This window comes from Nonomuraea sp. NPDC050227, assembly GCF_044459705.1.
GTDB lineage: Bacteria > Actinomycetota > Actinomycetes > Streptosporangiales > Streptosporangiaceae > Nonomuraea.
Genome location: NZ_JBITJF010000010.1, coordinates 16,100 through 41,022, shown reverse-complemented (window position 1 = coordinate 41,022; position 24,923 = coordinate 16,100). Strand labels below are relative to the sequence as shown.

General features: G+C 73.6%; 20 protein-coding genes. 11 read left to right on the top strand and 9 right to left on the bottom strand.

All coding sequences use genetic code 11. From position 1 onward, the window contains the following. Positions 1-62 precede the first annotated feature (62 nt). Entirely contained in the window at positions 63-1,457 is a 1,395-nt protein-coding gene (locus ACIBK9_RS33625) for a carboxylesterase/lipase family protein (protein WP_397162619.1), read from the top strand. Here ACIBK9_RS33625 and ACIBK9_RS33620 read toward each other — a convergent pair. Further along, positions 1,429-2,550, bottom strand: coding sequence for a PucR family transcriptional regulator (locus ACIBK9_RS33620; RefSeq protein ID WP_397162618.1), 1,122 nt, complete (start codon positions 2,548-2,550; stop codon positions 1,429-1,431). The genes ACIBK9_RS33625 and ACIBK9_RS33620 overlap by 29 nt on opposite strands. Before the next feature lie 114 nt (positions 2,551-2,664). On the opposite strand from ACIBK9_RS33620, the gene ACIBK9_RS33615 reads away from it, so the two are divergent. Together ACIBK9_RS33615 and ACIBK9_RS33610 are read left to right on the top strand one after the other, a co-directional pair. Next, entirely contained in the window at positions 2,665-3,477 is an 813-nt protein-coding gene (locus tag ACIBK9_RS33615) for an alpha/beta hydrolase family protein (protein ID WP_397162617.1), read from the top strand. 84 nt (positions 3,478-3,561) lie between these two features. Continuing rightward, positions 3,562-4,218, top strand: coding sequence for a TetR/AcrR family transcriptional regulator (locus ACIBK9_RS33610; protein WP_397162616.1), 657 nt, complete (start codon positions 3,562-3,564; stop codon positions 4,216-4,218). 18 nt (positions 4,219-4,236) lie between these two features. Here the strand turns inward: ACIBK9_RS33610 and ACIBK9_RS33605 are convergent, their stop codons facing one another. The 7 genes from ACIBK9_RS33605 to ACIBK9_RS33575 all read right to left on the bottom strand — a co-directional run bounded on the left by ACIBK9_RS33605 (position 4,237) and on the right by ACIBK9_RS33575 (position 11,422). Beyond that, the gene (locus ACIBK9_RS33605; RefSeq protein ID WP_397162615.1) at positions 4,237-5,043 is read right to left on the bottom strand and encodes a carbohydrate ABC transporter permease; all 807 of its coding nucleotides are present in this window, start codon (positions 5,041-5,043) and stop codon (positions 4,237-4,239) included. Next, positions 5,040-5,897 (bottom strand): carbohydrate ABC transporter permease, encoded by an 858-nt coding sequence (locus ACIBK9_RS33600; protein ID WP_397162614.1) that lies wholly within the window; start codon positions 5,895-5,897, stop codon positions 5,040-5,042. The genes ACIBK9_RS33605 and ACIBK9_RS33600 overlap by 4 nt, the downstream gene beginning before the upstream one ends. Beyond that, positions 5,894-7,132 carry an ABC transporter substrate-binding protein gene (locus ACIBK9_RS33595; RefSeq protein ID WP_397162613.1) on the bottom strand — a complete coding sequence of 413 codons (1,239 nt, stop codon included), beginning with the start codon at positions 7,130-7,132 and terminating at the stop codon, positions 5,894-5,896. The genes ACIBK9_RS33600 and ACIBK9_RS33595 overlap by 4 nt, the downstream gene beginning before the upstream one ends. Before the next feature lie 9 nt (positions 7,133-7,141). After that, positions 7,142-7,903: a beta-N-acetylglucosaminidase domain-containing protein gene (locus tag ACIBK9_RS33590; RefSeq protein ID WP_397162612.1), complete on the bottom strand. Its 762-nt coding sequence runs from the start codon at positions 7,901-7,903 to the stop codon at positions 7,142-7,144. A 77-nt stretch (positions 7,904-7,980) separates the two neighbouring features. Beyond that, positions 7,981-8,982 (bottom strand): N-acetylglucosamine kinase, encoded by a 1,002-nt coding sequence (locus ACIBK9_RS33585; RefSeq protein WP_397162611.1) that lies wholly within the window; start codon positions 8,980-8,982, stop codon positions 7,981-7,983. Next, entirely contained in the window at positions 8,979-10,202 is a 1,224-nt protein-coding gene (locus ACIBK9_RS33580; protein ID WP_397162610.1) for a 6-phospho-beta-glucosidase, read from the bottom strand. Before ACIBK9_RS33580 ends, ACIBK9_RS33585 begins: the two co-directional genes overlap by 4 nt. Then, complete coding sequence (locus ACIBK9_RS33575; RefSeq protein WP_358299708.1) at positions 10,199-11,422, bottom strand: ROK family transcriptional regulator; 1,224 nt, start codon at positions 11,420-11,422, stop codon at positions 10,199-10,201. Before ACIBK9_RS33575 ends, ACIBK9_RS33580 begins: the two co-directional genes overlap by 4 nt. An 85-nt stretch (positions 11,423-11,507) precedes the next feature. Here ACIBK9_RS33575 and ACIBK9_RS33570 point away from each other — a divergent pair, with 85 nt between their 5' ends. The 7 genes from ACIBK9_RS33570 (at position 11,508) to ACIBK9_RS33540 (ending at position 22,829) form a co-directional block, all read left to right on the top strand. Beyond that, positions 11,508-13,826 carry a hypothetical protein gene (locus ACIBK9_RS33570; RefSeq protein ID WP_397162609.1) on the top strand — a complete coding sequence of 773 codons (2,319 nt, stop codon included), beginning with the start codon at positions 11,508-11,510 and terminating at the stop codon, positions 13,824-13,826. 66 nt (positions 13,827-13,892) lie between these two features. Then, positions 13,893-14,030 carry a hypothetical protein gene (locus tag ACIBK9_RS33565; RefSeq protein ID WP_397162608.1) on the top strand — a complete coding sequence of 46 codons (138 nt, stop codon included), beginning with the start codon at positions 13,893-13,895 and terminating at the stop codon, positions 14,028-14,030. Between the two features lie 232 nt (positions 14,031-14,262). Further along, positions 14,263-17,022 carry a class IV lanthionine synthetase LanL gene (gene lanL, locus ACIBK9_RS33560; RefSeq protein WP_397162607.1) on the top strand — a complete coding sequence of 920 codons (2,760 nt, stop codon included), beginning with the start codon at positions 14,263-14,265 and terminating at the stop codon, positions 17,020-17,022. Continuing rightward, a complete protein-coding gene (locus ACIBK9_RS33555) occupies positions 17,019-18,794 on the top strand; it encodes an alpha/beta hydrolase family protein (protein WP_397162606.1) in 1,776 nt (591 codons plus the stop codon). The genes lanL and ACIBK9_RS33555 overlap by 4 nt, the downstream gene beginning before the upstream one ends. Positions 18,795-18,895: 101 nt before the next feature. Continuing rightward, the gene (locus ACIBK9_RS33550; RefSeq protein WP_397157544.1) at positions 18,896-19,048 is read left to right on the top strand and encodes a hypothetical protein; all 153 of its coding nucleotides are present in this window, start codon (positions 18,896-18,898) and stop codon (positions 19,046-19,048) included. Between the two features lie 170 nt (positions 19,049-19,218). After that, complete coding sequence (locus ACIBK9_RS33545; protein ID WP_397162605.1) at positions 19,219-21,054, top strand: ABC transporter ATP-binding protein; 1,836 nt, start codon at positions 19,219-19,221, stop codon at positions 21,052-21,054. Beyond that, positions 21,036-22,829 (top strand): ATP-binding cassette domain-containing protein, encoded by a 1,794-nt coding sequence (locus ACIBK9_RS33540; RefSeq protein ID WP_397162604.1) that lies wholly within the window; start codon positions 21,036-21,038, stop codon positions 22,827-22,829. The genes ACIBK9_RS33545 and ACIBK9_RS33540 overlap by 19 nt, the downstream gene beginning before the upstream one ends. Here ACIBK9_RS33540 and ACIBK9_RS33535 read toward each other — a convergent pair. Beyond that, a complete protein-coding gene (locus ACIBK9_RS33535; RefSeq protein ID WP_397162603.1) occupies positions 22,744-23,496 on the bottom strand; it encodes a hypothetical protein in 753 nt (250 codons plus the stop codon). The two genes, ACIBK9_RS33540 and ACIBK9_RS33535, sit on opposite strands and share 86 nt — an antisense overlap. A gap of 287 nt (positions 23,497-23,783) precedes the next feature. Between ACIBK9_RS33535 and ACIBK9_RS33530 the strand changes: the two genes are divergently transcribed. Then, complete coding sequence (locus ACIBK9_RS33530) at positions 23,784-24,884, top strand: polyprenyl synthetase family protein (RefSeq protein ID WP_397162602.1); 1,101 nt, start codon at positions 23,784-23,786, stop codon at positions 24,882-24,884. Positions 24,885-24,923 lie beyond the last annotated feature (39 nt).

Genomic DNA, 24,923 nt, shown 5'->3' with positions numbered 1-24,923 from the left:
CCACCCTTCCATGTGAGTTCGACCCCTCGGCTGCCGACCGATCGATCGGTAGGATCCGGCTCATGGACATCATCGCGGCCACCCGGCACGGCAAGGTGCGCGGCCGACTCCACGACGGGATCCAGGTCTTCCGGGGCATCCCCTATGCGGCGCCGCCGTTCGGCGCCCACCGCTTCCGCGCCCCGGCGCCCGTCGAGCGCTGGGACGGCGTCCGTGACGCGGCGGAGTTCGGCCCGACCGCCCCCAAGCGGCCCTACCGGCCGCCGCTCGACCGGCTCATCCCCGAGCAGCAGATCCCCGGCGACGAGTGCCTCAACCTGAACGTCTGGACCCCCGGCGCGGACGGCGGCGCGCGTCCCGTGATGGTGTGGATCCACGGCGGCTCTCTGCGCAACGGCTCCTCCAGCCTGCCCCTGTACGACGGCCACGCCTTCGCCAGGGACGGCGTCGTCCTGGTCTCGATCAACTACCGGCTCGGCGTCGAGGGCTTCGGCGTCTTCCCCGACGCGCCGGACAACCGCGGCCTGCTCGACCAGATCGCCGCGCTGGAATGGGTGCGCGACAACATCGCGGCCTTCGGCGGCGACCCCGGCAACGTCACCGTCTTCGGCGAGTCGGCGGGCGCCGTCAGCATCGGCGCGCTGCTCACCAGCCCGCGCGCCAGGGGCCTGTTCCGCCGGGCGATCATGCAGAGCGGTCCGCCGCACACCGTGACGCGGGCCGAGGCCGCGCGGACGGTGCGGCTGATGGCGGACCGGCTCAAGGCGCCGGCCACGGCCGAGGCGTTCGCCGCGATCGACCGGGAGCGGCTGCTCGACGTCCAGGCCGAGGTGGTCGGCAAGGCGGACCCGATCACCGGCGGCCCCGGCTTCCACATCGTGACCGAGCCGGACGCCGGTCCGGTCGAGGCCGCCCTGCTCATCGGCGCCAACCGGGAGGAGTACCGGCTCTGGTTCGTCCCGAGCGGAGCCGTGGACCGGGTCGGCCGGCTCATGCTCCGCCTGGCCCTGCTCAAGCTGCGCGTCCCGGGACGGGCCCTGCGGCTCTACCGGTCCGCCCGCCCCGGCGCCACGCCCGGTGAGCTGCTCGGCGAGATGGCCACCGACCTGCTCCTGCGCGCCCCGGTCAACCGCCTGGCCGACAGCGTGCAGCGGGCCCACGTCTACGAGTTCGCGTGGCGGACGAAGGTCATGGACCTGCGCGCCTGTCACGCCCTGGAGATCGGCTTCGTCTTCGACACCCTGCGGCACTCGCGCGAGCTGGCCGGCGACGAGCCCCCGCAGGAACTGGCCGACGCGATGCACCGGGCCTGGGTCGCCTTCGCCGCGACCGGCGATCCGGGCTGGCAGCCGTGGGACTCCTCCCGTCCCGTCATGGTGTTCGACTCGCCGGGCTCGGGCGTCGTGCACGCGCCGCGCGACGAGGAGCTCAGGGTCTGGTCAGCTCGCGCGCGGTGATCGCCGCCGCCAGCAGCCGCGCCTGCGCGGGTTCGGCGAGGTCGAGCCCGGTCAGCAGGCTCACCCGGCGCAGCCGGTAGTCCAGCGTGTTGCGGTGGATGTGCAGGTCGAGCGCGGTCCGGCGGCGGTTGTGGCCGCGCTCGACGAAGGCCCGCAGCGTCTCCAGCAGGTGGGGGTGGCCGTCGAGCGGCGCGAGCTTGGCGGCCAGCCGGGCCAGCCCCGCGCCCGGACGGGCCAGCTGGTGTTCGAGCAGCACGTCGTCCAGGCGGTAGAGGCCGGGCGGCCGGTCGAGCCTGCGCACCAGGTCCAGCACCTCGCGGGCCTCCCGCGCCGCGTCGGGGATCGCCGCGGGCGTCGCGGCGCGGGCGGCGGCGGCCGGCACGGGGCGGCCCACGGCCGTGGCCAGCCTGCCCGGGAGCGCGTCCAGGGCGTGCCCGCCGGGCAGCAGCGCGACTCCTTCGACGTGGTCCATCAGCACCAGCGTCCCGGTGTGCGCGTCCAGGGCCGACTGCACGAGCCGGGCCGGCGGCGCGGGCTGTCCCAGGTCGAGGAGCAGCACCTCGTGCTCCTGGCCCACCTCGACCCCCGCCGCCGCGGCCAGGCTCTCGTACGGGTGGCCGCTCAGCAACGCGCCGATCAGCGCGCGGCGCACCCGTTTGTCCTCGCTCCTGATGTCCTCCTGGGCCTGCTGGTGCGCCAGGGCGACGGCGGGCATCGCCGCGCGCAGGCAGCCGAGCATCCGTCGGCCGGCCGCGGCCAGCTCCTCCGGCGCGGCCACCTCGGTCAGCGCCTGCCACCAGACCTCGGCGCCGATGAGGTAGGCGGTCACCGCCGCGTCCAGCGGCAGGTGGTCCTCGGCGCGGCGCGCGGACCACTCGATGACGCGGGTCAGGTCGGCCGGGCCCATGGCGTCGGGGCGGCTGAGCGCGCGCAGCAGGATCGTCAGGACGGCCGAGACCGAGCCGGCCACCTCGCCGTGCAGGGTCTTGGGCGGCAACTCCCGGTAGAACGGCACTTCGGCGGCGCACCGGGCGATCACCGCGGCGGTGAGCCCGCGCACCCTCGGCTGCATCCGGCTCTGCAGGTCGGACATCCCGTGATCGTCACATTGCCCAAACCGGCCCGTCAATTCTTGGCCCGAATGCGGAGAGACGGCGGCCTCCCTCGTGTACAGGATTCGTGCAAACCCCCCAGTCAGGAGGCCGCCTTGTTCCGACGCCTGCTCACCGCCCTGCTCACCGCCCTGCTCGTCGTGCACGCACTCGGCACGGCTCCCGCCCACGCCGCGACCACGGACTATGGCGCGCCCGGCCCCTACGCGACCGCCGTGGAGGTCGGCGTGGTCAACACCCTCTACTACCCGCGCGACATCGCGAGCAGCGACCGCCGCCACCCGGTGATCGTGTGGGGCAACGGCACGGGCGGCGCCCCGCTCGTCTACCGCGACCTGCTGCTGCAGTGGGCCAGCCACGGCTTCATCGTCTCGGCCGCCAACACCCCGATGTCGAACCTCGGCGTCTCCATGCGGGCCGGGATCGACGCGCTCGCCCGCCGCGACGCCGACCCGTCGAGCCCCTTCCACGGCAAGGTCGACCTGACCCGCGTCGGCGCCTCCGGGCACTCCCAGGGCGGCGCGGCGGCCATCGTCGTCGGCGCCGACGCCCGGGTGGACACCGTCCTGCCCATCCAGCCCGGTCCGCTGGCCGACATCGACGGCGTCCACGGGCCCGCCTTCCTGATGGCCGGTCAGAACGACTCCATCGTCCGGCCCTGGCTGGTCAGGGCTTTCTTCGACGACGCGGACCACATCCCGGCGATCTACGGCGAGGTGCGCGGCGCCGACCACTTCACCGTCGTCGGCGACCCCGGGCCGTTCGCCGCGCCCACCACGGCCTGGTGGCGCTTCCAGCTCATGGACGACCCCGAGGCGCGGTCCCTGTTCCACGGCCCGGGCTGCGGCATCTGCCTGGACCACGGCACCTGGTCGGACGTGCGCCGCAACGCTCTCGTGCCGCAGTGACCGAAGGGCCCTCCGGCCGTGGCCCCGTCGGCGTCCTGACGTGCGAGGAGACCGGCCGGAGCGGCGTCTTGGCAGAATGAGCGCGTGACTGACGACCGATCGGCCGCTTTGGCGACCCAGCGCCGGATCGCCGCCTCCGACATCCGGCTGCCCGAGCACATCCTGCTCCAGGGCACCTCCGGCCGGATCCTGCGCGAGGCGCTGCAGCTCTTCGCCGAGCGGGGCTTCTACGGCACCTCCATCCGCGACCTGGCGGTGGCCTGCGAGATCCGCTCGGCGACGCTCTACTCCCACTACCCGACCAAGGAGAACGTCCTGGCGGAGCTGGTGCGCATCGGTCACGAGGAGCACCACCGGCGGCTGACCGAGGCGGCCGCGGCGGGCCCGGCGGATCCCGCCTCGCGCCTGCGCCGGGTGGTGCGCGCCCACGTCCTGGCGCACGCGGAGTTCCCCATGCTGGCCGTCGTGGCCGACAACGAGCTGCACGCCCTGTCTCCCGAGCTGGCCGGCCCCGCGCTCATGCTGCGCGCGGCCGGCCGGCAACTGCTCATCGACATCATCGACGAGGGCATCGCCGCGGGCGTCTTCGCCGTGCCCGACGCCTTTCTCGCGGTGACCGCGATCAGCGGGATGGGGATGCGCGTGGCGAACTGGTACGACTCCGCTCTGCCGTACGAACCGCACGAAGTCGCGGACACTTATGCGGACTTCGCCTTGCGCATCACCGGGGAGAGCCCCTGACGACGAACGGCCCCGGGGCTATTTGAGGCTGCCCGCCGTGATGCCGCTCACCACCTGACGGTTGAACACCACGTAGACCGCGATCATCGGCAGCGTGATGATCGACAGGGCCGAGAACAGCAGGCCGTAGTCGGTCACGTAGCGGCTGGAGAAGGCCAGCAGGCCGGTCGGGATCGTCTTGAGCGAGTCGTCCTGGATGTAGAGCAGGGCCAGCAGGAACTCGTTCCAGCAGGACAGCGCCGAGAACACCGCCACGGTCGCCAGCCCCGGCCGCAGCAGCGGCAGCGCGATCAGCAGGTAGACCCGCAGGTCGGAGGCGCCGTCGATGTGCGCGGCCTCGAACAGCTCCCGTGGCAGCGCGTCCAGGTAGACCTTGATCAGGTACGTGGCCAGCGGCAGCCCCATGGCCGTGTACGGGATGATCAGCGCCCACCGGGTGTCGCTCAGCGCCAGCTCGGTGAACATCGTGCTCTGGGCGATGAAGTACGACTGCAGCGGCAGCAGCAGCCCGAGCGCCAGCAGGCCCATGAACAGGCCGCGCCCGCGGAAGTCGAAGCGGCTGAACGCGAACGCCGCCGCCGACGACAGCGCCAGGATCAGCAGCACCGACACCGAGGTCACGATCACGCTGTTGAGCGCGTACCCGCCGATGCCGCCGACCTCCCACGCCTCGGCCCAGCGGCCGAAGTCCAGCGACCCGGGCAGGGCGAACGGGTCGGCGAAGATCTGCGCGTTGGACTTGAAGCTGGAGGCCACCATCCACAGCAGCGGCAGGAAGAACGCCGCCGACACCACGGCCAGCAGCACGGTCGAGAGCCGTCTCATCGGGTCGGCCTCCTGCGCAGTCGCATGAACGCCAGGCCGATGAGCACGACGGCCGCGGTCATCAGCACCGCCATGGCCGAGCCGTAGCCGACCTCGCCGTCGCGGAAGACCACCCGGGTCAGGTACGTGGTGGGGATCTCCGTCGCGTTGTACGGCCCGCCGCCCGTCATGACGTAGAACAGGTCGAACGTCTGGAAGCCGCCCGTGACGCAGAGCAGCAGGCAGACCTCGACCGCGTCCCTGATCATCGGCACCTTGATCCGGCGGAAGATGGCCGGCTCGCCGGCGCCGTCGAGGCGGGCGGCCTCGACCACGTCCGACGGGATCTGGGCGAAGGCGGCGTAGAAGATCGCCATGTAGAACCCGGCGTACACCCACCCGGAGACGACGCAGACGGCCAGGAGCGCCGTGCTCTCGTCACCCAGCCAGACCTCGCCCGGCACGCCGACCAGCCCCAGCAAGGCGTTGACCAGGCCGAAGTCGGCGTTGTAGACGAACGCCCAGAGCACGGCCACGACCACCATCGGCAACATGACCGGGGTGAACAGGGCGACCCGGAACCAGGGCGCCCCGCCGCGCCGGGTGACCAGCAGCCCGGCCAGGACGAGGCCCACGGCGACCTCCAGCACGATGGTCACCACGATGTAGATGCCGACATGGACGAATGAATCCAGAAAAATCGTGTCCTGGGCTGCTCTGAGGAAATTGTCGAGGCCGACGAACTCCATCGGCCCGAAACCGGTCCACTCTGTCAGGCTGAACGCCCCGGTCGCCAGCGCGGGCACGAGCACCGCGAAGCCGAACACCAGCAGCGCCGGGGCGGCGAACAGGTACGGCGTGAGCTTGCGTCTCATCCCGCGACGGCCAGCGCTTCCTTGGGAGACTTCACCCCGCCGAGCACCGCGGCCAGCGCGCGGTAGAGCGCGTCGGCGCGCTTGAGGTCATAGCCGGTGTCCGGCGGGGAGACCACGGTCCTGGCCTCGGCCAGCAGGTCGTTGAGCCGGGTGGTGCGCGCGTCGATCTGCCCGGCGCCCGCCGCCCTGGCCTGGGGCACCGTGCCCGCCTTGACGAACGCGGCGGCGTTGGCCGGGGAGTTCAGCAGCGCCAGGAACTCGGCCGACTCCTTGACCTTCCTGCTCCTGGCGTTGATCACGTAGCCGGTGACGACGCCGATCACGCTGTCCTGGTCGCCGGCGCCGCCGGTCATCGCCGGCAGGTTGACGTAGTCGAAGTCCAGCTTCGGGGCCTCGTCCAGGGCCCAGCTGACCAGCCACGCCCCGATCGGGTGCATGGCCGCCTTGCCCTGGAAGAACAGCTGCGCGCCCTCGTTGTCGTTGGCGGCGTTGGCGCTGCTGTTGACGCACTTGTGGTCGTGCAGCTGGGCCACGTAGCCGAGCGCGCGTTCCCAGGCGGGGTCGGTCATGGGGGCCTTGCCCGACAGCACGTCCTGGTAGGACCGCTCGCCGACGACCCGGGAGACCAGGTGGGACAGCCAGTTGCCGGCGGCCCACAGATCCTTGTTGCCCGAGGCGATCGGGGTGACGCCCTTGGCGTTGAGCGTGTCGCAGGCCGTGAGCAGCTCCTCGAACGTCTTGGGCGGCTGCACGCCGGCGTCGGCCAGGATCTTGGTGTTGTACCAGAGGACGTTGGTGACATCGGCCGCGAACGGCACCATGACCGTCTTGCCGTCGACCGTGGTGCGCTTGTACGCCTCGTCCGGGATGAGGCCCTTGAGGGGGCCTGTGGTGACTTGGGAGGAGATGTCGGCGGCGAAGCCGTCCTTGACCCGGGTGCGCAGGCGGTCGCCGGCCCACTCGAAGTAGACGTCGGGCGCCTGCCGGCCGTTGAGCAGGTTCTGCAGGCCGATGGTCTGGTAGAGGTCGTCCTCCTGGAAGTTGAGCTCGACCTTGGCGCCCGGGTGTGCCTTCTCGTACTGGGCCGCGACGTCCTTCCACACCTTGATCTGCTCCTCGCCGGGGGAGCTCATCGCGATCCGTAACACTTTGTCGGTGGCCGCGCTCTGCCCGCCGCCACCGCAGGCCGACACCAGCAGCATCAGGGCGAGCGCCCCGGCCGTCCTGTTCACCATGAGAACTCCTCAAGACAGTCGCCGAACACCCGCTTGGGTGCGGGGCGACGGGGGTGCGGTCGTACGTTTCGACGAGCGGTGGCCAGCAGCGCCAGCGCGCCCCGCTCGAACTCCTCCAGCCAGGGCCGGGCCTCGGCCACCAGCGCGCAGCCGGTAGGCGGCCGGATCCGCGCCGTCCCCGACGACGTCGGCCAGGGCCCGCTCCCAGCTCTCCTCCGGGTCGTAGCCCTCCGGGTCGCGCAGGTAGTCGGCGACCGTGGCGAAGGCGATCTTCGATGACTCGTAGAGCTCCATGCCGTTGGCCACGACACCGGTGGCGAACCGGTACAGGTGCCGGCCCCTGCCCCGGTACGGGCCGATGTGCAGCTCGTGACCCATCGCGACGTCGTTGACCGGGTAGTTGTCCCAGTAGAGCGGGGCCCGGTTCAGCGCGCGGGCGACGGCCGCGGCGTCGGCCAGGTCGATGGTGGCCGAGCAGATGCTCCGGCCGGTCCAGAACAGGTCGATCCGGGCGTCGATCAGGCCGAGGGCCCGGACGTACGGGTCGTCGCCGGCGGCCCCGGCCTCCATGGCCCGCTCGAACGCCACGCACAACGCCTGGACGTCGCCGGCCTCCCGCCACGACGGCCGGTCGGCCTTGGGGGCGTGGACGTAGGTGTTCATGCCCCGGGCGCCGAGGAAGCCGAGCAGGTCGAGCCGCTGCTCGTGACTCCATGGACGGCCGTAGAACCCTTCGATGACCCCGCGGACCGCAAAGCCTGCTGACTTCATGAAGACAGTAAAGAGTCTTTATCTCATCTAGGCAAGAGTCTTTACCAGACTTCTCGAACGGGAGGACACGGTCGTGTTCATGGGCATGACGGCCGCCGAGTGGCGAATCCGGCTCGCAGCCGCCGCTCCACCGCCTCGGACGTCGCGCCGAGGCGGTCCAGCCCGTGCAGGGCCGACCCCACGATCGGCGGCGCGTCCAGCACCCGGACGTCCACCCCGGGCAGCCCCTTGCCGATCCGGGCCAGCAGCCGGGCGTCCCGGCCGGCCAGCACCCCGCCCCCGAGCACGACGGGCACGCTCACCCCGCCCCAGTCCAGCCGCTCGATCGCCGCGCCCGCCCAGGCCGCGACCTCGTCGCCCAGACGCTCCACCAGCGACACGGCGACGGCGTCCCCTGCCGCCGCCACCTCGAACAGCACCGGCACCAGCTCGTGCAGCCGCTCCTCGGGCAGGTGCCCGAGGTGGAACCCCACGCACACCGAGGTGACGTCCGGCAGGCCGAAGCGGGCGGCCACGGCCTGGCGCAGCAGGGTGCGCGGGCCGCGGCCGTCCTCGTCGCGCACGGCCCACCACAGCACCTCCTCGCCCAGCCATTCCCCGCCGCCCCAGTCGCCCGAGCGCCGGCCCAGCGCCGGCCACCGGGCGACCTGGCCGCCGGGGCCGCGCGCCACGCAGTTCATTCCGCCGCCGCACACCACCGCCACGCCGTACGGCACGTCCGCCCCCGCCCGCAGGATCGCGAAGGTGTCGTTGTCCACGACGACCTGGGGCGCCCACTCCCGCGCCTCGACGGCCCGCTGCAGGATCTCCTGCTCGACCGGCAGGTCACAGTGCGCCAGGAACGCCGACACCCGAGAGGCCACGAACCCGCGGCGGCCGCCGTCCGGAGGCGGGTCCGCCCGCCGTACGGCCGCCGCCACGAGGTCGGCGAGCAGGCCGATCGCGGCGGGAAGCCGCGGCCCGTGCGGCTGGAACCCGCCGCCGCGCACCCAGGCGAGCAACTCGCCGTCGGCGCCGACCAGCGCCACGTCGGTCTTGCTGTTGCCCGCGTCGATCGCCAGGACCGCGGGCCCGGTCACGAGGCCCAGACCTGGTGGGCCGCCAGCAGCCGGTCGGCCAGCCCCTGCGCCAGGTCGTACTGCCCCACCAGCGGATGGGCCAGCAGCGCCGCCTCCACGTGCGCCCGATCAGGGCGGGACGCCGCCCGCACCGCCAGCTCCTCGTACGCGCTGACGTGCGCGATCAGCCCCGCCTGCAAGGGCTCCACCGCCGGCACGGCCAGCGGGACGGCCCCGGCGGCGGTGATCCGCGCCGGCGTCTCGATCACCGCCGAGGCGGGCAGGAAGGGCAGGGTCCCCTCGTTGCGGACGTTGACCACCTGCACATCCCCCCGGTCATGGAGCAGCGAGGCGAGCAGGTCGACCGCGGCCGTCGAGTAGAACGCGCCGCCCCGCTGCTCCAGGAGCTCCGGCTTGTCGTCCAGCGCCGGGTACATCTCCAGCAGCCGCCGCTCCAGCTCCAGCACCTCCTGCGCCCGCGTCGGACGCCCGAGCTGCTCGGCCACCACCTGGTCGTGGGCGTAGTAGAAGCGCAGGTAGTAGGAGGGCACGACGCCCAGAGCGGTGATCAGCCCGGCGGGCAGCTCGCACTCGGCGGCCAGCTCGGCGACGTGCCGCTCGATCAGCCCCGGCAGCACGTCGACCCCGTCCACCCACGCCGAACGCTCCCACGACAAGTGATTGAGCCCGGCATGTCCCAGCGTGAGCTCCGCGGGCGCGCAGCCGTGCAGCCGGGCGAACAGCCGCTGGAACCCGATGGCCACGTTGCACAGGCCGACGGCGCGATGACCGGCGTCGAGCAGGGCGCGGGTGACCAGCCCGACGGGGTTCGTGAAGTCGATCAGCCAGGCGCCGGGGGCGAGGGCGCGGACCCGGTCGGCGATGCGCAGCACTTCGGGGATCGTCCGCAGGGCCTTGGCCAGGCCGCCCGCGCCGGTGGTCTCCTGGCCGACGCAGCCGCACTCCAGCGGCCAGGTCTCGTCGCCGTGCCGCGCTCGCTGGCCGCCGACGCGTAACTGCAGCAGCACGGCGTCCGCGCCTTCGACCGCCTCGTCCAGGCCGGTGGTGAGCCGGACGCGTCCGGCCCTGCCGCGCAGCATGCGGGTGGCCAGGCCGCCGACGACGGCGAGGCGTTCCTCGTCGGGGTCCATGAGGACGAGTTCGTCCAGCTCCAGGGCGGCCAGGCCGCCGGCCAGCTCGGGGGTGTAGGTGGAGCCGCCGCCGACGACGGTGACCTTCATCGGGCCTCCGCCCCGGAACCGGCGGCCTTGGCCGCCGCGGAGACCTTGGCCGCGGCCGAGATGCGGCGGGTGGCGACCGACTCCCTGAGCAGACGCGTGCCGTGGGCCAGGCCGCCGGTCAGCACGGGCGCGTTGCCCAGCGCCGAGACCTCGACGGCGGGCGGGTGGCGCAGCATGCCCGCCAGCGCGGCGCCGATCTCCGGCAGGATGCTCGCGCAGGCCAGCCCGATGCCCCCGCCGAGCACGACCAGCTCGACGTCGGCGACCCGGGAGATGGTGGCGATCCGCGACGCGATCCGCCGGGCCTCCTCGGCGACGATGGCCGAGGCCAGCCCGTCCCCCCGGGACGCGGCGGCGAAGATGGCCTCCGGCGTGGCGTCGAGCCGCAGCGTGGTGTCGCCGTCGCGCAGACCTGCCGCGATCCAGGCGCGGGCCCATTTCATCAGCGCGTCCCCCGAGGGGCTGTCGGGCAGCTCGTCCTCGCCGGGGGCGGGGTCGTCGACCTCGCCGGCGGCCCCCCGATGCCCTCGATGGGCCCGGTCGCCCAGGATCAGCCCGGCCCCGACGCCGGCGCCGATGGACAGGAACGCGAAGTCGGCGACCCCACGCCCGGCGCCCAGGGCGTGCTCGCCGATCACCGCCAGGTTGACGTCGGTCTCGACCTCGGCCGGCACGCCGAGCGCGGCCTCCAGCCCGGACCGGATCGCCATGCCCTCCAGCGCGGGCCGGTTGCTCTGCCGGATGACCCCCTCCTCGGGATCCACCACGCCCGGCACCCCGGCCGCGACCAGCTCGATCCCCCCGCCGCCCGCCGCCGGGCCGCCGGGGGACAGGGTGTCGCGGACGGCCACGGCGGCGCGCAGGATCGTCGCCGGGTCGGAGTCGTCGATGCGTTCGTCGTGCCTGGCCAGCATCGTGCCGCGCAGGTCGCACAGCGCGCCGCGGACGAAGCGGGTGCCGATGTCCAGGGCCAGGACGTGGGCCAGCGTGTGGACCGGCTCGAAGTAGACGGCGCCGTAATGCATCTCGCCGGGCGGTTCGGCCTGGCGGACCAGGCCGGCGGAGGCGAGCAGGTCGAGGGCGTTGGCCACCGTCGGCTTGGTCATGCCGGTGCGGCGGCTCACCTCGGCCCGTGAGATCGGCGGGTCGGCTCGAATGGCCTCCAGGACCACGGACGCGTTGATCTCGCGCAGGGTGGTGAGCGTCGCATGCTGGGACATGGCCCGAATTCTAGTAAAGACTCTTGCCCGGATGCAATAAAGACTCTTTACTGTATCTCGCAGCCCCCTCATCCGGAGGAACCCCATGGCACGACTCCAGAACCTCCTGCTCGCCGCGACCGTCGCGCTCGGCGCGGGACCGGCCGTCACCGCCGCACCCGCCTCGGCCGCCACGGTCGTCGACCCCTTCGTCCTCCAGGTCGGCGCCACGCTGCCGGCTCCGCAAGGCAGGATCGCCGCACTCGCGGCCGGCCCCGGCGGCGTCGTCGCCGCCGCCCACGACAAGGGCCTGGCCCGGTACGCCGCCGGCGCCTGGACCTCCCTGTCGGCCACCGCCGCCCACAAGGTCGTCTGGCGCGGCGACGACCTCGTCGCCCTCACCGCCGGCGGCCTGCTGACGATCAGGAACGCGGCGAAGGCCGGCCAGAAGGCGGGGGAGGGCGACGAGGTCGCCAAGGGCGCCGATCGGCTGCCGCCGGGCGTCGATCCGGCCACGGCCCTGCTGCTCGGCGGCGACGACGTGATCCTCGTCCAAGGCGACCGCCTCTACCGCAAGGGGCCCGGCGGCTCGTGGCGTCCCGACCGGCTGCCCGGACAGGCCACCGCCGCCGCCCGCGCCGCATCCGGGGCCGTCGCCGTCGCCACCGCCACCGGCGTCTTCGAGCACACCGGCCGGTCGTGGGCCCAGATCTCACCCGCCCCCGGCACCACCCACCTGGCCTACGACTCCAAGGGCCGCCTCTGGCTGGCCGGCCCCACCGGCCTCACGCTGCGGGACGGCGCCACGCTCAAGCAGTACGGCCCCGCCGAAGGGCTGCCCATGCTCGGCTTCACCGCGATCGCCCCCGGCGCCGGCGGCGACGTCTGGCTCGGCACGGCCAAGGGCGCCGTGCACTTCGACGGCGTCACCTGGGAGTACCGGCAGGGCCGCCGCTGGCTGCCCGACGACGCGGTCGCCGCGATCACCGTGGACGGGAACGCCAACGCCTACTTCGGCACCGCCACGGCCGCCGGCGTCATCGAGGCCCGCCGGACCACGCTGGCGGAGAAGGCGGCCGTCTACGAGCAGGCCATCGACGCCCGGCACAAGCGCACCCCGTACGGCTTCGTCGAGGGCATCGGGCTGGCCAGGCCGGGCGACCTGACCCAGTACGGCCAGGGCGCGAGCGACAACGACGGCCTCTGGACGGGCATGTACGGCGCGGCCGAGGCGTTCAGGTACGCCGCCACCAAGGACGGCACGGCCAAGGCCAACGCGCGCAAGGCGTTCGAGGCGCTGAAGTTCCTCGGCGACGTCACCCAGGCGGGCACCGACCCGGCGCCCAAGGGCTTCATCGCCCGCACGATCCTGGAGACCACCGCCACCGACCCCAACATCAAGGACAACGAGCAGCACGACCGCGACAAGCAGAAGGGCGACGCGTACTGGAAGATCCTGGTCCCGCGCTGGCCCAGGAGCGCCGACGGCAAGTGGTTCTGGAAGACCGACGCCAGCTCCGACGAGCTGGTCGGCCACTACTTCCTCTACGCGCTCTACCACGACCTGGTCGCGACCGGCGCGGAGAAGGACGAGGTGGCGGGTGTGATCACCAGGCTCACCGACCACCTGATCGACCACGACTTCTCGCTGGTCGACCATGACGGCAAGCCCACCCGCTGGGGTTTCTTCAACCCGAAGGAGCTCAACGGCAACCCGTGGCGGAGGGAGGAACGCGGCCTCAACAGCCAGACGATCATCACTTTCCTCACCATCGCCGAGCATGTCGCGAAAAATCCAGAAAAGTACGCGCAGGCCAAGGCCAAGCTCATCGACGAGCACGGCTACGACCTGAACACCCAGCAGCCCAAGGTCACCCCGGGCGTCGGCGGCGGCAACCAGTCCGACGACGAGATGGCGTTCATGAACTACTACCACCTGCTCCGCTACGAACAGGACGCCGACCTGAAGGCCACCTGGGCCCGCTCCCTCTACGACTACTGGCAGCAGGAGCAGTACGAGCTCAACCCGTTCTTCAACTTCATCGCCGGCGTCACGCTGAAGGACCAGGTCTGGACCGACGCCTACGGCCCCTTCCCGCTGGAGATGACCGGGCCCTGGCTGGAGCAGTCGATCGACACGCTGAAGCGCTTCCCGATCAACATGATCGACTGGAAGCAGAGCAACAGCCAGCGCCTCGACATCGTCAACCTCGGCCGGCACATCCGGCCCGACGCCGACCCGAAGAAGCTCGGCATGCTCCGCAGCGGCACCGTGCTCCCGATCGACGAGCGGGTGATCAGCCACTGGAACCACGACCCGTACAAGCTGGACCAGGGCGGCGACGGCCACGGCGAGAACGACGGCACCTCGTACCTGCTGCCGTACTGGATGGGCCGGTACCACGGGTTCATCGCCGAGAAGTGAGCCGTCCGCGAGTTCTCACCCCCGGCCACATGTGAGCCACAAGGCCGGTGCTGAACAGTCGTCCGCATGGAACTCGACATCTTCGCATTGGACATGCTTCCCGCCCACGAGGAGGCCCAGCTCTCCGGTTGCATGATGAGCTGCGGATTCACCGGCTGCGGAAGGACCGTGGTGGAGGGGCTGGTGATGTTCGACGTGTACTGACGGCAGCGGCGCCGGAGGAGGCGCCTTCGTACGACGGTGACGGTTCGCCGTCCCCGTCCTGGCAGAACCTTGGAATCACTTGTGGCGACCGGCCGCTCCGGGCGATCCCGGCGGTCCGGTACGCCGGGCTCGGCCACAAGCCGGCCACAACTCCTCGCCGTACCTTCGTCCCCGTTCCGCGCGACGCCGCGCGGAACGGGAACGGCACAGACGCGAGGACGGAAGTGAGCCCATGGACAACGGTGAGCGCCCCGAGGGGGATCGTCTCCTGCTCCAGGACGTCGCCAGGGCGGCACTGGCGCGGGTGACCGGGCAACAGGCGACCGGGCAGCAGGAGATCGCGGGTTGGGAGATCCACCCCGGCACTCCGTGGACCTACGTGACCCCGGTGGACTCCGTCCAGCGGGCGCAGGGCTGGAAGCTGCACGTGTCGGCCACCCCGCTGTCGGCGCCCCTGGTGCTGACCCGGGTCGTCGAGGTGCTGGGCCGCCACCGGTGCGCGTTCAAGTTCGCCTCCGGCCTTCATGAGGTGACCGGACTCCTGTCCCGGGAGACGCCGCGCGGCTCGGTCGGCAAGTTCGTCACCGTGTACCCGCCGGACGACCGCACCGCCGTGCTGATCGCCGAGGACCTGCACGCGGCCACCTACGCCCTGAGCGGGCCGCCGATCCTGTCCGATCGCGCCTACCGGCCGGGCAGTCTCGTGCACTACCGCTACGGGGTGTTCGCCGCCCCGAGCGAACTCGGTCACGACGGCGCCTACGTCTCCCGGCTGACCGCGCCCGACGGCACCAAGGAGATCGACCGGCGCGAGGCGTGGTACTCCCCGCCGGCATGGGCGGCGTGCCCGTTCGAGCCGGAACAGCCGGTGCAGGGTTCCGCCCGCCCGGAGCAGGTGCTGCTCGCCGGCCGGTTCGTGGTGCGCAAGGCGATCCGGCACAGCGCCAAGGGCGGCGTGTTCCTGGCCGAGGACCGGCACGAGGGGGGAGAGGTGGTCGTCAAGCAGGCCCGCCCCCACCTCGGCGCGACGATCGACGGGCGCGACATGCGTGATCTGCTCCGTCACGAGGCGCACATGCTCGACCTGTTCGGCCCGCCGGGCGTCACGGCGCGCAAGGTGGCGCTCTTCGAGCAGGACGGCAACCTGTTCCTGGCCCAGGAACTCCTGCCCGGGACCGCGCTGGGCAGCTGGGCCGGCGAGCACCGCCGCGCCGGTTCGGACGCGGCCTGGCAGGAGATCGTCCTGCGCCTGTCCAGGAGTCTGGTGGCCCTGGTCTCCACCGTGCACGACCAGGGGTACGTGCTGCGCGACCTGACGCCGAACAACGTCATGGTCACGCCCGAGCGCGAATGCCGGCTGATCGACCTGGAACTGGCCGCCGTGCCCGGCACGGTCGTCCAGCGGAGCCACACGCCGGGCTACGCGGCTCCCGAGCAGCGCGCCGCCGCCGTGCACGCGCCCGCGCCCGGCCGCGCCGCCGACCTGTACGCGCTGGGCGCGACGCTGTACCACCTGTGCACCGCGTCCACGCCGATGCTGCTGGACGACGACCCCCTCGGCGGGCGGTCACGCGACGCGCGGCTGGCCACGCTGGTGGGCGTCGCCACCGCCGGTGATCCCGTGGCGACCGCGATGGCGCCCCTGCTGCTCGGCCTGATGGCGGAGGACCCCGAGGAGCGGTGGGACCTGCGCCGGGCGGAGGAGTTCCTGGGCGAGCTGTCCGGACGCGACGTGCCGTCCGTGGCGGCCGACGTCCGCCGCCTGGACGGGCCCGGCCAGGATCGCCTCCTCCACGACGGCATCGCCCACCTCCGGCGCGCGATGTCACCGGAGGCGCTCGCCGCCTCCCGGCCCGCGGGCGCCCTGTGGCCCGCCTCCGGGTTCGGCGCGACGGCCGATCCGTGTGCCGTCCAGTACGGCTCGGCGGGGGTGCTGCACCTGCTGGCGTCCGTCCTCGCGGGTGACCGGGCGCTCACCCCGCAGGCGCGCGACGATGCCGGCACGGTCCTGCGGGAGGCCGCGGCCTGGACGATCCGCCGTCTGGAGGGGGAGCACCGGCCGTCCCCCGGTCTGTACTTCGGCCGGGCCGGCATCGCCTGGGGCCTGTTCGAGGCGGGACGCCGGCTCGGCGACGAGGCCGTCCGCGCCGCGGGCGTCGAGATGGCGCTCACCCTGCCGGTGACCTGGCCGAACCCGGACGTGTGCCATGGCCTGGCCGGCGCGGGGCTGGCCCTGCTGCACTTCCGGCGGGAGACCGGCGAGGCCCGCTTCGGCGACCGCGCCGGTGAGTGCGCCGACGCCCTGATCAAGGCGGCCCGGCACACCGACGGTGCGGTGTTGTGGCCCGTCCCCGCCGACTTCGACTCCACGCTGGCCGGCCTCGTGCACTACGGCTTCGCCCACGGGGTCGCGGGGATCGCGACGTTCCTGCTGGCCGCCGGCACCGCGCTGGATCGCGCGGACTGCCTGGAGACCGCCGTGGAGGCAGGGGAGACGCTGCTGGCCGCGGCGGAGGATCGCGACGGCACGACCTGGTGGCCGGACTCTCCCGGCGGCGGCGGCAGGATCCCGCACTGGTGCAGCGGATCGTCGGGGATCGGGACGTTCCTCGTCCGCCTGCACGCGGCCACCGGCGACCCGCGCTTCCGGCAGGCCGCCGAGGGCGCCGCGGCCACCGTGTACGCCCGCCGCCTGGCCTCGGGCACCTCGGCCTGCCACGGCCTGGCCGGTGACGGGCAGTTCCTGCTCGACCTGGCCGCCTTCCTGGACGAGCCCGGCTACCGGGCGCAGGCCGAGGAGCTGGCCGCGGTCCTGTGGAGCCGCGCCGTCGTGCGCGGCGGGTCGCTGGTCACGCCGGACGAGGGAGGGACGGCGACGGGCGTCGGCTGGAACACCGGGCTGGCGGGCGTCCTGAGCTTCCTGGACAGGCTCCGGCACGGCGGGCCCCGCCCCTGGACGGCGGACGACGACTCCGGCTGGCTCGCCCGATGAGCGGCCACGTCACCACAGCGGAGAAGGGCCACCTGCCCGACGTCACCCGCATCAACTTCCGGTTCTCCGGGAACGGCCGGTACGTCGCCTGCCTCGCCCGGCGCGGCCACCTCGTCCCCGAGGTGTGGGACGTCGCCGGCGCACGCCCGCGGACCCTCCCCACCCGCGCCGGCGAGACCTCGGCGAGCGTGCCGACGCCCACCGACGGCGGCGACGTGCTGCTGTGCCGCGCCGGAGCGGACGGGCACCGCCTGACGCTGGTCACCGCGTCGTCGCACGACGACGCGCACGCCGAGGAGCACGAGCTGGCGGTCTTCCGCGGCGGCGTGGTCAGGGTCGTGGCGGGCGCGGCCCCGGGGATCGCCGCCCTGGCGCTGGCCACCGGCGCCGACGGTCGCACCTCGGTGTGGCGCCTGTCCGGCCGGCCGGAACGCCCGGAGCGCATCGCCACGGCGCCGTACCCGGTCAGGGGCGGGATCTGGCTCGACGCGGCCGGCCACCGGCTCGCCCTGACCAGGGCCGGGGCCGGACCGGCCACCGTGGTCCTGGACACCTCGAACGGCCTCCTCACCCCGCTGGCCGGGCCGGCGGGCGACGAGTACGTCCTGCTGGCGGCCCCCGGCGCGGGCGTGCTGCTGACGGCCGTGCGCCGCGAGGGCGCGTACCGCCTGGGCGTCCGCGACCGCGACGACGACGGGCCCACCCGCCACCCCGAACGGCTGAACGCCTTCGACGGCGAGGTGACGCCGCTGGCGCTGAACCCCTCGGGACGGCGGCTGGCCCTCGCGGTGAACCGCCGCACCCGCTCCCACCTCGTCCTGTACGATCTGATCGAGGACACCGGCGCCGAGGCCGGCCTGCCCGCCGGGGTGATCCATCCGGCCGCCCGCTGGAGCACGGGCGGGCTGCACCTGGTCCACAGTGCGCCCGGCCGCCCCGCCGGCCTGGTCGGCATCGCCGGCTGCTCCGTGTCGCGGCCGCCGGCCGCGGACGGCGAGACGTCCCCGGCCCGGGTGCGGTCCTACCCGGGGGCGGCGGGGCCGATCGAGGCGATCGTGTACGGCGATCCCGCGGCCGGCCGCCGGGTGGTGGTCGCGCTGCACGGCGGCCCCGAGGCCGCCTGGCGGTTCGCCCACGAACCGCTCTTCCAGCGCCTGTCCAGGGCGGGCGTCGCCGTCGTCGCGCCCAACCAGCGCGGCAGCACCGGCTACGGAGCCGCCCACCGTGACGCCATCCGCGACGCCTGGGGCGGCCCGGACCTCGCCGACGTCCTCGCCCTGGGCCACGCGCTGGCCGCCGCCCGCGACCCCGGCGAACCCCGGCCGATGTTGTACGGGGCCAGCTACGGCGCGTACCTCGCGCTGCTGGCCTGCGCCGCCCGGTCGGACCTGTGGTCGCGCGCCGCGGTCGTCGCGCCCTTCCTGTCCGGACGGGAGCTGTACGCGGACGGCCCGCCCTCGGTACGCGCCCTGCTGGACCGGCTCGGCGGACGCACCGACCTCGACGACGAACTCGGCCCCCGCGACCTGCTGCGGCTCGCCGACCGCATGCGGCTGCCGCTGCTCATCGTGCACGGCGACGCCGACCCGATCATCCCCGTCGAGCACTCCCGCCGTCTGTACGCGCGTCTGCGCGCGGCCCAGTGGCCCGAGGGCGCCGCACCGACCTATCTGGAGGTCCCCGGCGGGGGCCACGACCTGCAGCACGACGTCCGCGACACAACGGTCCTGGACCGCGTCGTCGACTTCCTCCGCGCCGGACCAGGCGCGTAGCTCACCGGCTCGGCCGGTACGGACGCGCTCCGGGACCGGCCGTGAAAAGGGGCGCCGCACGAGGCGGCCGCCCGCTCACCACCATAGGGAAGGGAATTGCCATGGAGCTGAACGTCTCCGCCCTGGACATGCTGCCGACCGCCGACGAGGCCGGCCTCATGTACTGCGACATGACCTGCTTCGACGTGAGCGTCAACTGCAGCGGGTCCACCATGAACACCCAGACGATCACCACCACCGGCGGCTGGTACTGAGCCGTCCGGGACGCCTGCGGCGTACCGGGTGATGACCGGACGGACAGCTGAATGAGGTGAGGCCCGGGGCGCCTGTCCCGGGCCTCACCGCACATCGGCGGCCTCCCAGGTGAGCGCTGAGGGCCGCGAACGAACCGACCACGACACGAAAGACGTCCGAGAAGGAGACGATGTCGGATCAGGTACCGGGCGTGCCGCAGCATCAGGCGACGTACAGGCACGCCGACCGGCTTCTGAGGTCCACGGCGCGCGGGGCGTGGGGGCCGCTGGCGGTGACGGCGTCGGCCGCCCTCGTGTGCTCGGCCACCGCGCTGGCCACGCCCGCCGTGCTCGCCGCCGCCGTGGACGGTGTTCTCGCCGGTGAGGGCGGCCGGGCCGCCTGGCTGACGGCGTTCGTCCTGGCGGCCACGGTGTGCGCCGATCTCGTGGTGGCGCTGGCGGGGGCGGCCTGCGCCGCGTCCGCCACGTCAGCCCTGCGCGTGCGGCTCGTCGCCCACGTCCTGACGCTCGGAGTCGCGGGGACCCGGGCCCATCCCGTCGGCGAACTGGCCAACCGCCTGGTGAACAACACCGCCACCGTGGCCTCCGTCCCGCTGACGCTGCTGTCCATGGCGACGGGGGTGCTCACCTCGGCCGGCGGGATCGTCGCGCTGCTGGTGACCGACTGGCGGACGGGCGCCGCCTTCGTGGCCGCCGTGCCGGTCGCGGCGATCATCATGCGACTGTTCGTGGCCCGCGTCTCCGGGCTGCACGGCCGCTACCAGGAGGCTCAGGGCCGGCTCGCCGCGCGGCTCACCGACGCGCTGGCCGGCATCCGTACGATCCGGGCGTCGGGGACCGCCGACCGCGAGATCACCCGGGTGCTCGCGCCGATGGCGGACCTGTCGGAGGCCGGGCACGGGCTGTGGCGGGCCCAGGCGCGCAGCGTGTTGCAGCTCACACTGCTGCTGCCGCTGGTGGAGGTGCTGGTCCTGGCGGTGGCCGGGCTGGGTCTCCTGGACGGCCGGCTGGAGCCGGGACAGCTGCTGTCCGTGGCCGGTTACACCGCACTCGGCCTGGGACTCCTCGGCCAGGTCGACGGGCTGATGGGGCTGGCCAACGCCCGGTCCGCGGCGCGGCGGGTGGCGGAGGTGCTGGCGTTGTCGTCCCCGGCCCCCGGAACCCGTCCGTTGCCCGCCGGTCCCGGGGCGGTGTCGTTCCGCGGCGTCACCGTCACCCGCGCGGACGCCGTCCTCCTCGACGGCGTCGACCTGGAGATCCCCGCCGGAGCGCTGACCGCCGTCGTCGGGCGGTCCGGGGCCGGCAAGACCACGCTGGCGCTGCTGGCCGGGCGGCTGATGGACCCCGACCGGGGAACGGTGCTGCTCGACGGGCACGACCTCGCCGCCGTCCACGCGGACGCGTTGCGGGAGGCGGTCGCCTACGCCTTCGAGCGTCCCGTGCTCCTCGGCGGCGACCTCGCCTCCGCGATCGGCTACGGCGTCCCGGGGATCGACCGGGAGGCCGTCCGGCGGGCCGCGCGGGCCGCGCACATCGACGACGTCGTCCTCCGCCTCCCGGACGGCTACCGGACGCCCGCCGACGCCGCGCCGCTGTCCGGCGGCGAGCTCCAACGCCTGGGCCTGGCACGCGCACTCGTACGGCGCCCCCGCCTGACCATCCTGGACGACGCCACCTCCAGTCTCGACACCGTGACCGAGGCGCAGGTGACCCGCACGCTGGTGACGGGCATGCACGGGTCCACCCGGCTCGTCGTCGCCCATCGCGCCACCACCGCGGGCCGGGCTGACCGGGTCGTCTGGCTCGACGGCGGCCGGATCCGCGCCCAGGGCACCCACCAGACCCTCTGGCACGACCCCGCCTACCGCGCCCTCTTCGCATCGGACACCGAACCATCGGACACCGAACCATCGGACACCCCATCGGACCGCACCGAACCAGCCGGCGCCCGGGCGATCAGCGGTGGGGCGGCCGGGAAGGAGAACCAGTGGCAGGCCCGTCCTTGACCCGCCCCCCGCAGGCGGGCCCCCGCCGGCCCGCCCCGGCGCAGGACGCGTCCACCACGAGCGGACGCGAACTCCTGCTCACCCTGCTGCGCCGCCGCAGGCGGCCGCTCGCCATGGCGATGGCCTGGGCCCTGGTCGAAGCCGGCCCGGCCTGGCTGTCCGGGCTGCTCATCGCCCTCGCCATCGACCAGGGCTTCCTGATCGGCGACCCGGCCAGGGGCCTGACCTGGCTCGCCCTTCTCGGCATCGCCATGCTGGGCAGGGCCGTGGCCACCCGGCTGATGTTCCCGCACCTGGCCGCCGTCGTGGAGCCGCTGCGCGACGACCTCGTGCGCGCCGTGGTCACCGCCGCCGTCACCCGCGCCGCCCGTACGGCCGAACGCCCCGACCCGGCCGCCGCCACCCGGCTCACCGAGCAGGTGGACATGCTGCGGAACCTGGTGTCCGCGCTGCTGCGCAGCAGCCGCTCGCTGGGCATCGCCCTGGTCGCCGCGCTGGGCGGGCTGCTGGCGCTCTCGCCGCTGGTCGCGGCCATCGCCGCCGGGCCCGTGCTCGTGGCGCTGGCCGTGTTCGCGAGGCTGCTCCGGGTGCTCATGGCCCGCCAGCGCGAGCTGATCCTCGCCGACGAGGCGCTCACCGCCCAGGCCACCCCGATCCTCACCGGCCTGCGCGACGTCGCCGCCTGCGGGGCCGGGAGCCAGGCGTACGCGACCTTGGAACCGGCGGTCACCGCCCAGGCGACGGCCACCAGGGCGCTCGCGCGGGCGGTGTTCGGCCGGCGTCTCGTCGTCGCCGTCGGCGCGCACCTCCCGCTGCTCGGCCTGCTGGCCGTCGCCCGGCCGCTGATCCAGGACGGCCGGCTCAGCGCCGGGGAGGTCGTCGGAGCCGTCACCTACCTGGCCACCGGGCTGGATCCCGCCCTGCGCGCGCTGGTCAGCACGGTGGGGGGCTGGGGCGTGGCGCTCGCCGTCGCGGCACGCCGGATCGCCGAGACCATCGACGTCCCGGCCGTCCCGGTCCCGCCCGGCGGGCATCTCTCCCCGAGCGGTCACGAGTTACGGGCGGAGCGGCTGAGCTTCGCCTACGCGCCGCAGGCGACCCCCGTCGTACGCGACCTCGACCTTACGATCCGTGAAGGCGAGCACCTGACCGTCGTGGGCCCCAGCGGCATCGGCAAGTCCACGCTGTCCATGCTGCTCACCGGGCTCCGGCAGCCCACCGGAGGCGGGATCCGGCTCGGCGGCGTGCCTCTGCCGTCGATCGCCGAGCACGAGGCGCGGGCCATGACGGCGCTCGTGCCGCAGGAGGCGTACGTGTTCGCCGGGACGGTCCGGGAGAACCTCGCCTACCTCTGCCGCACCCGTGCCGAGGACGAGAGCCTGCGCGAGGCGGCCGACCAGGTGGGGGCCGGGCCGCTCGTCGAACGCCTCGGCGGCCTGGACGCCGTGATCGACGAGCCGTCCACGCTGTCGGCCGGTGAGCGGCAGCTAGTCGCCCTGGCCCGGACGTACGCCTCCCCGGCCCGCCTGGTCGTCCTCGACGAGGCGACGTGCCACCTGGACCCGGCCGCCGAGGCGAGGGCCGAGCTGGCGTTCGCCGCCAGGCCCGGCACCCTCGTCGTGATCGCGCATCGGATCAGCTCCGCGCGAAGGGCGCGGCGGATCGTGCTGATGGACGGCACCGCCGTGCTCACCGGCTCCCACGAGGAGCTGATGACCCGGTCGCCCCTGTACGCCGAGATGGTCGGCCTGTGGCAGCGACCGGGTACCGCGTGAGCAGCCACGGGTAGACCAGGGTCACCACGGCCACGGTCGCGCCGGTGACGTAGTGGACGGGGGTTCTGAAGGCGTCCGACAGCTGGGGCAGGAACAGCAGGAAGTAGCCGTTCAGCAGCACCAGGCCGCTCGCGAGCAGGAGCGACTGCCCCTCGCGGCCGCCGCGCCTGAGCAGCAGCGGGATGTACCAGGCGACGGCGACCACGATCGTGGTGGAGAAGGTCACCAGGAACAGCGGGTCGCCGAGGTTGCTGTAGAGGAACCAGAACAGGACGACGACCGCCGCCTGCACGGCCACGTAGCCCGCGACGTACTGCCGTGGGCTGAGACCCGGCGACAGCTCGCGACGCCCGAACCTGATCGTCTGGTAGTGGACGACGCACTCCAGCACGGCGAACACCAGCAGAGCGCCCCAGAACAGCTTGAACAGCCAATGGTCGATCTCGGAGAACCAGTGCGCGAAGAGCCCGACGAACACCACGTCGTGGGCGAAGAAGTACATGTTGGCGAACACCGGGATCGCGTACGTGCGCTGCCTGAACCCCAGCCGGATGCCTTCGAGGTACATGATGTACGCGCCGGTGTTGGCGACCGCCCCCGCGAGGAGCACCGGCACGGGATGCGCGTCGATGGAGCGCAGGACGTCCTGGACGTCGTAGAGGTCCATGCCGGTCACACCCCTGACCTGCGCAGGCCGGCCCGGCGGCCGGGCGGGACCCGTTCGGGGGAGGTTCTCATGGCTTCGTCTCCTCGGGTGGGGTTCATGGAGCGAGCAGGGGCTCGCCGCCCGGCCAGGCTCCCCGGCGTCCCTGCGGCCCGGTTGTGAACACCTGCGGATGACCAGTGGCCTCCCGCGCCCGGGGGATCGGTGAGCGGCGCGTCCTCGCCAGCCGATCTCAAGGAGCGCGGATGAGGCTTGGCCGCGTCCCGGCGGGCCCCCTTGAGGAGACCGAGATGTCGCCTGAGTTTGGAAAGACACTGTCGTCGGAACGACCGGACGGCCGCGCGCCGATCCCCCCGCGAAGGCACGACGCCGCGCCCGGCCCGGCCTTCAGCCTGACGTCGCCCGGCCTGACCCTGGCCCGCGACGTCGAGGAGCTGGTGCGGCCGGCCCTGCGCCAGGCGGTCGAAACCCTGCCCGACCCCGTACGGCAGGTGGCGGAGTACCACTTCGGCTGGTCGCGGGGCTCCGCCGCCGCGGGCGGCAAGTCGCTGCGGCCGTCGCTCGCGCTGGCCGGAGCCCGTGCGGCGGGCGGCGACGCGCGGCAGGCGGTCGCCGGCGCGGTGGCGGTGGAGCTGGTGCACAACTTCTCGCTGCTGCACGACGACGTGATCGACGACGATCGCACGCGCCGGCACCGTCCGGCGGCGTGGGTGCGCTTCGGCGTGGGCCGGGCCGTGCTGGCCGGAGACGCGCTGTGGGCGCTGGCGCTCGAAGTGCTGGCCGAGACCGGCGAGCCGGCCGCGATCGAGGTGATGATCCGCACGCTGGCCGACCTGATGCGCGGCCAGAGCCAGGACGTGGCCTTCGAGAGCCGCGACTCGATCACCGTCGAGGAGTACCGGGCGATGGCCGAGGGCAAGACCGGGGCGCTGCTGGGGGCGGCCTGTGCCGTCGGAGCCCTGCTCGGCGGCGCGTCCGCACGCCAGGCGGAGGAGCTGGATCGGTTCGGCCGCCATCTGGGCGTCGCCTTCCAATGCGCCGACGACCTGCTCGGGATCTGGGGCAGGGCCGACCGCACCGGGAAGCCGGTGGGCAACGACCTGGCCGCGCGGAAGAAGACGCTGCCGGTGCTCGCGGCGCTGGCCCGGCCGGGCGAGCCGGGCGACTGGCTGGCCGAGGTGTACCGCCGCGACGATCCGCCCACCGCTGAGGAGATCGTGCTGATGGGCGACGTGATCGAGCGCGCCGGCGGCAGGCAGGCGGCCGAGCGCGAGGCCGAGTCACAGATCGACGCCGCCCTGGCCTGCGTGCAACGGGCCGGGCCGATGTCGGCCGCCGCTCGTGCCGAGTTCGCCCTGCTCGCTTCCTGGGCCGCCCGCCGTGACCGCTGACACCCCTGACACCCCTGACACCCTTGACGCCGCTGGCGC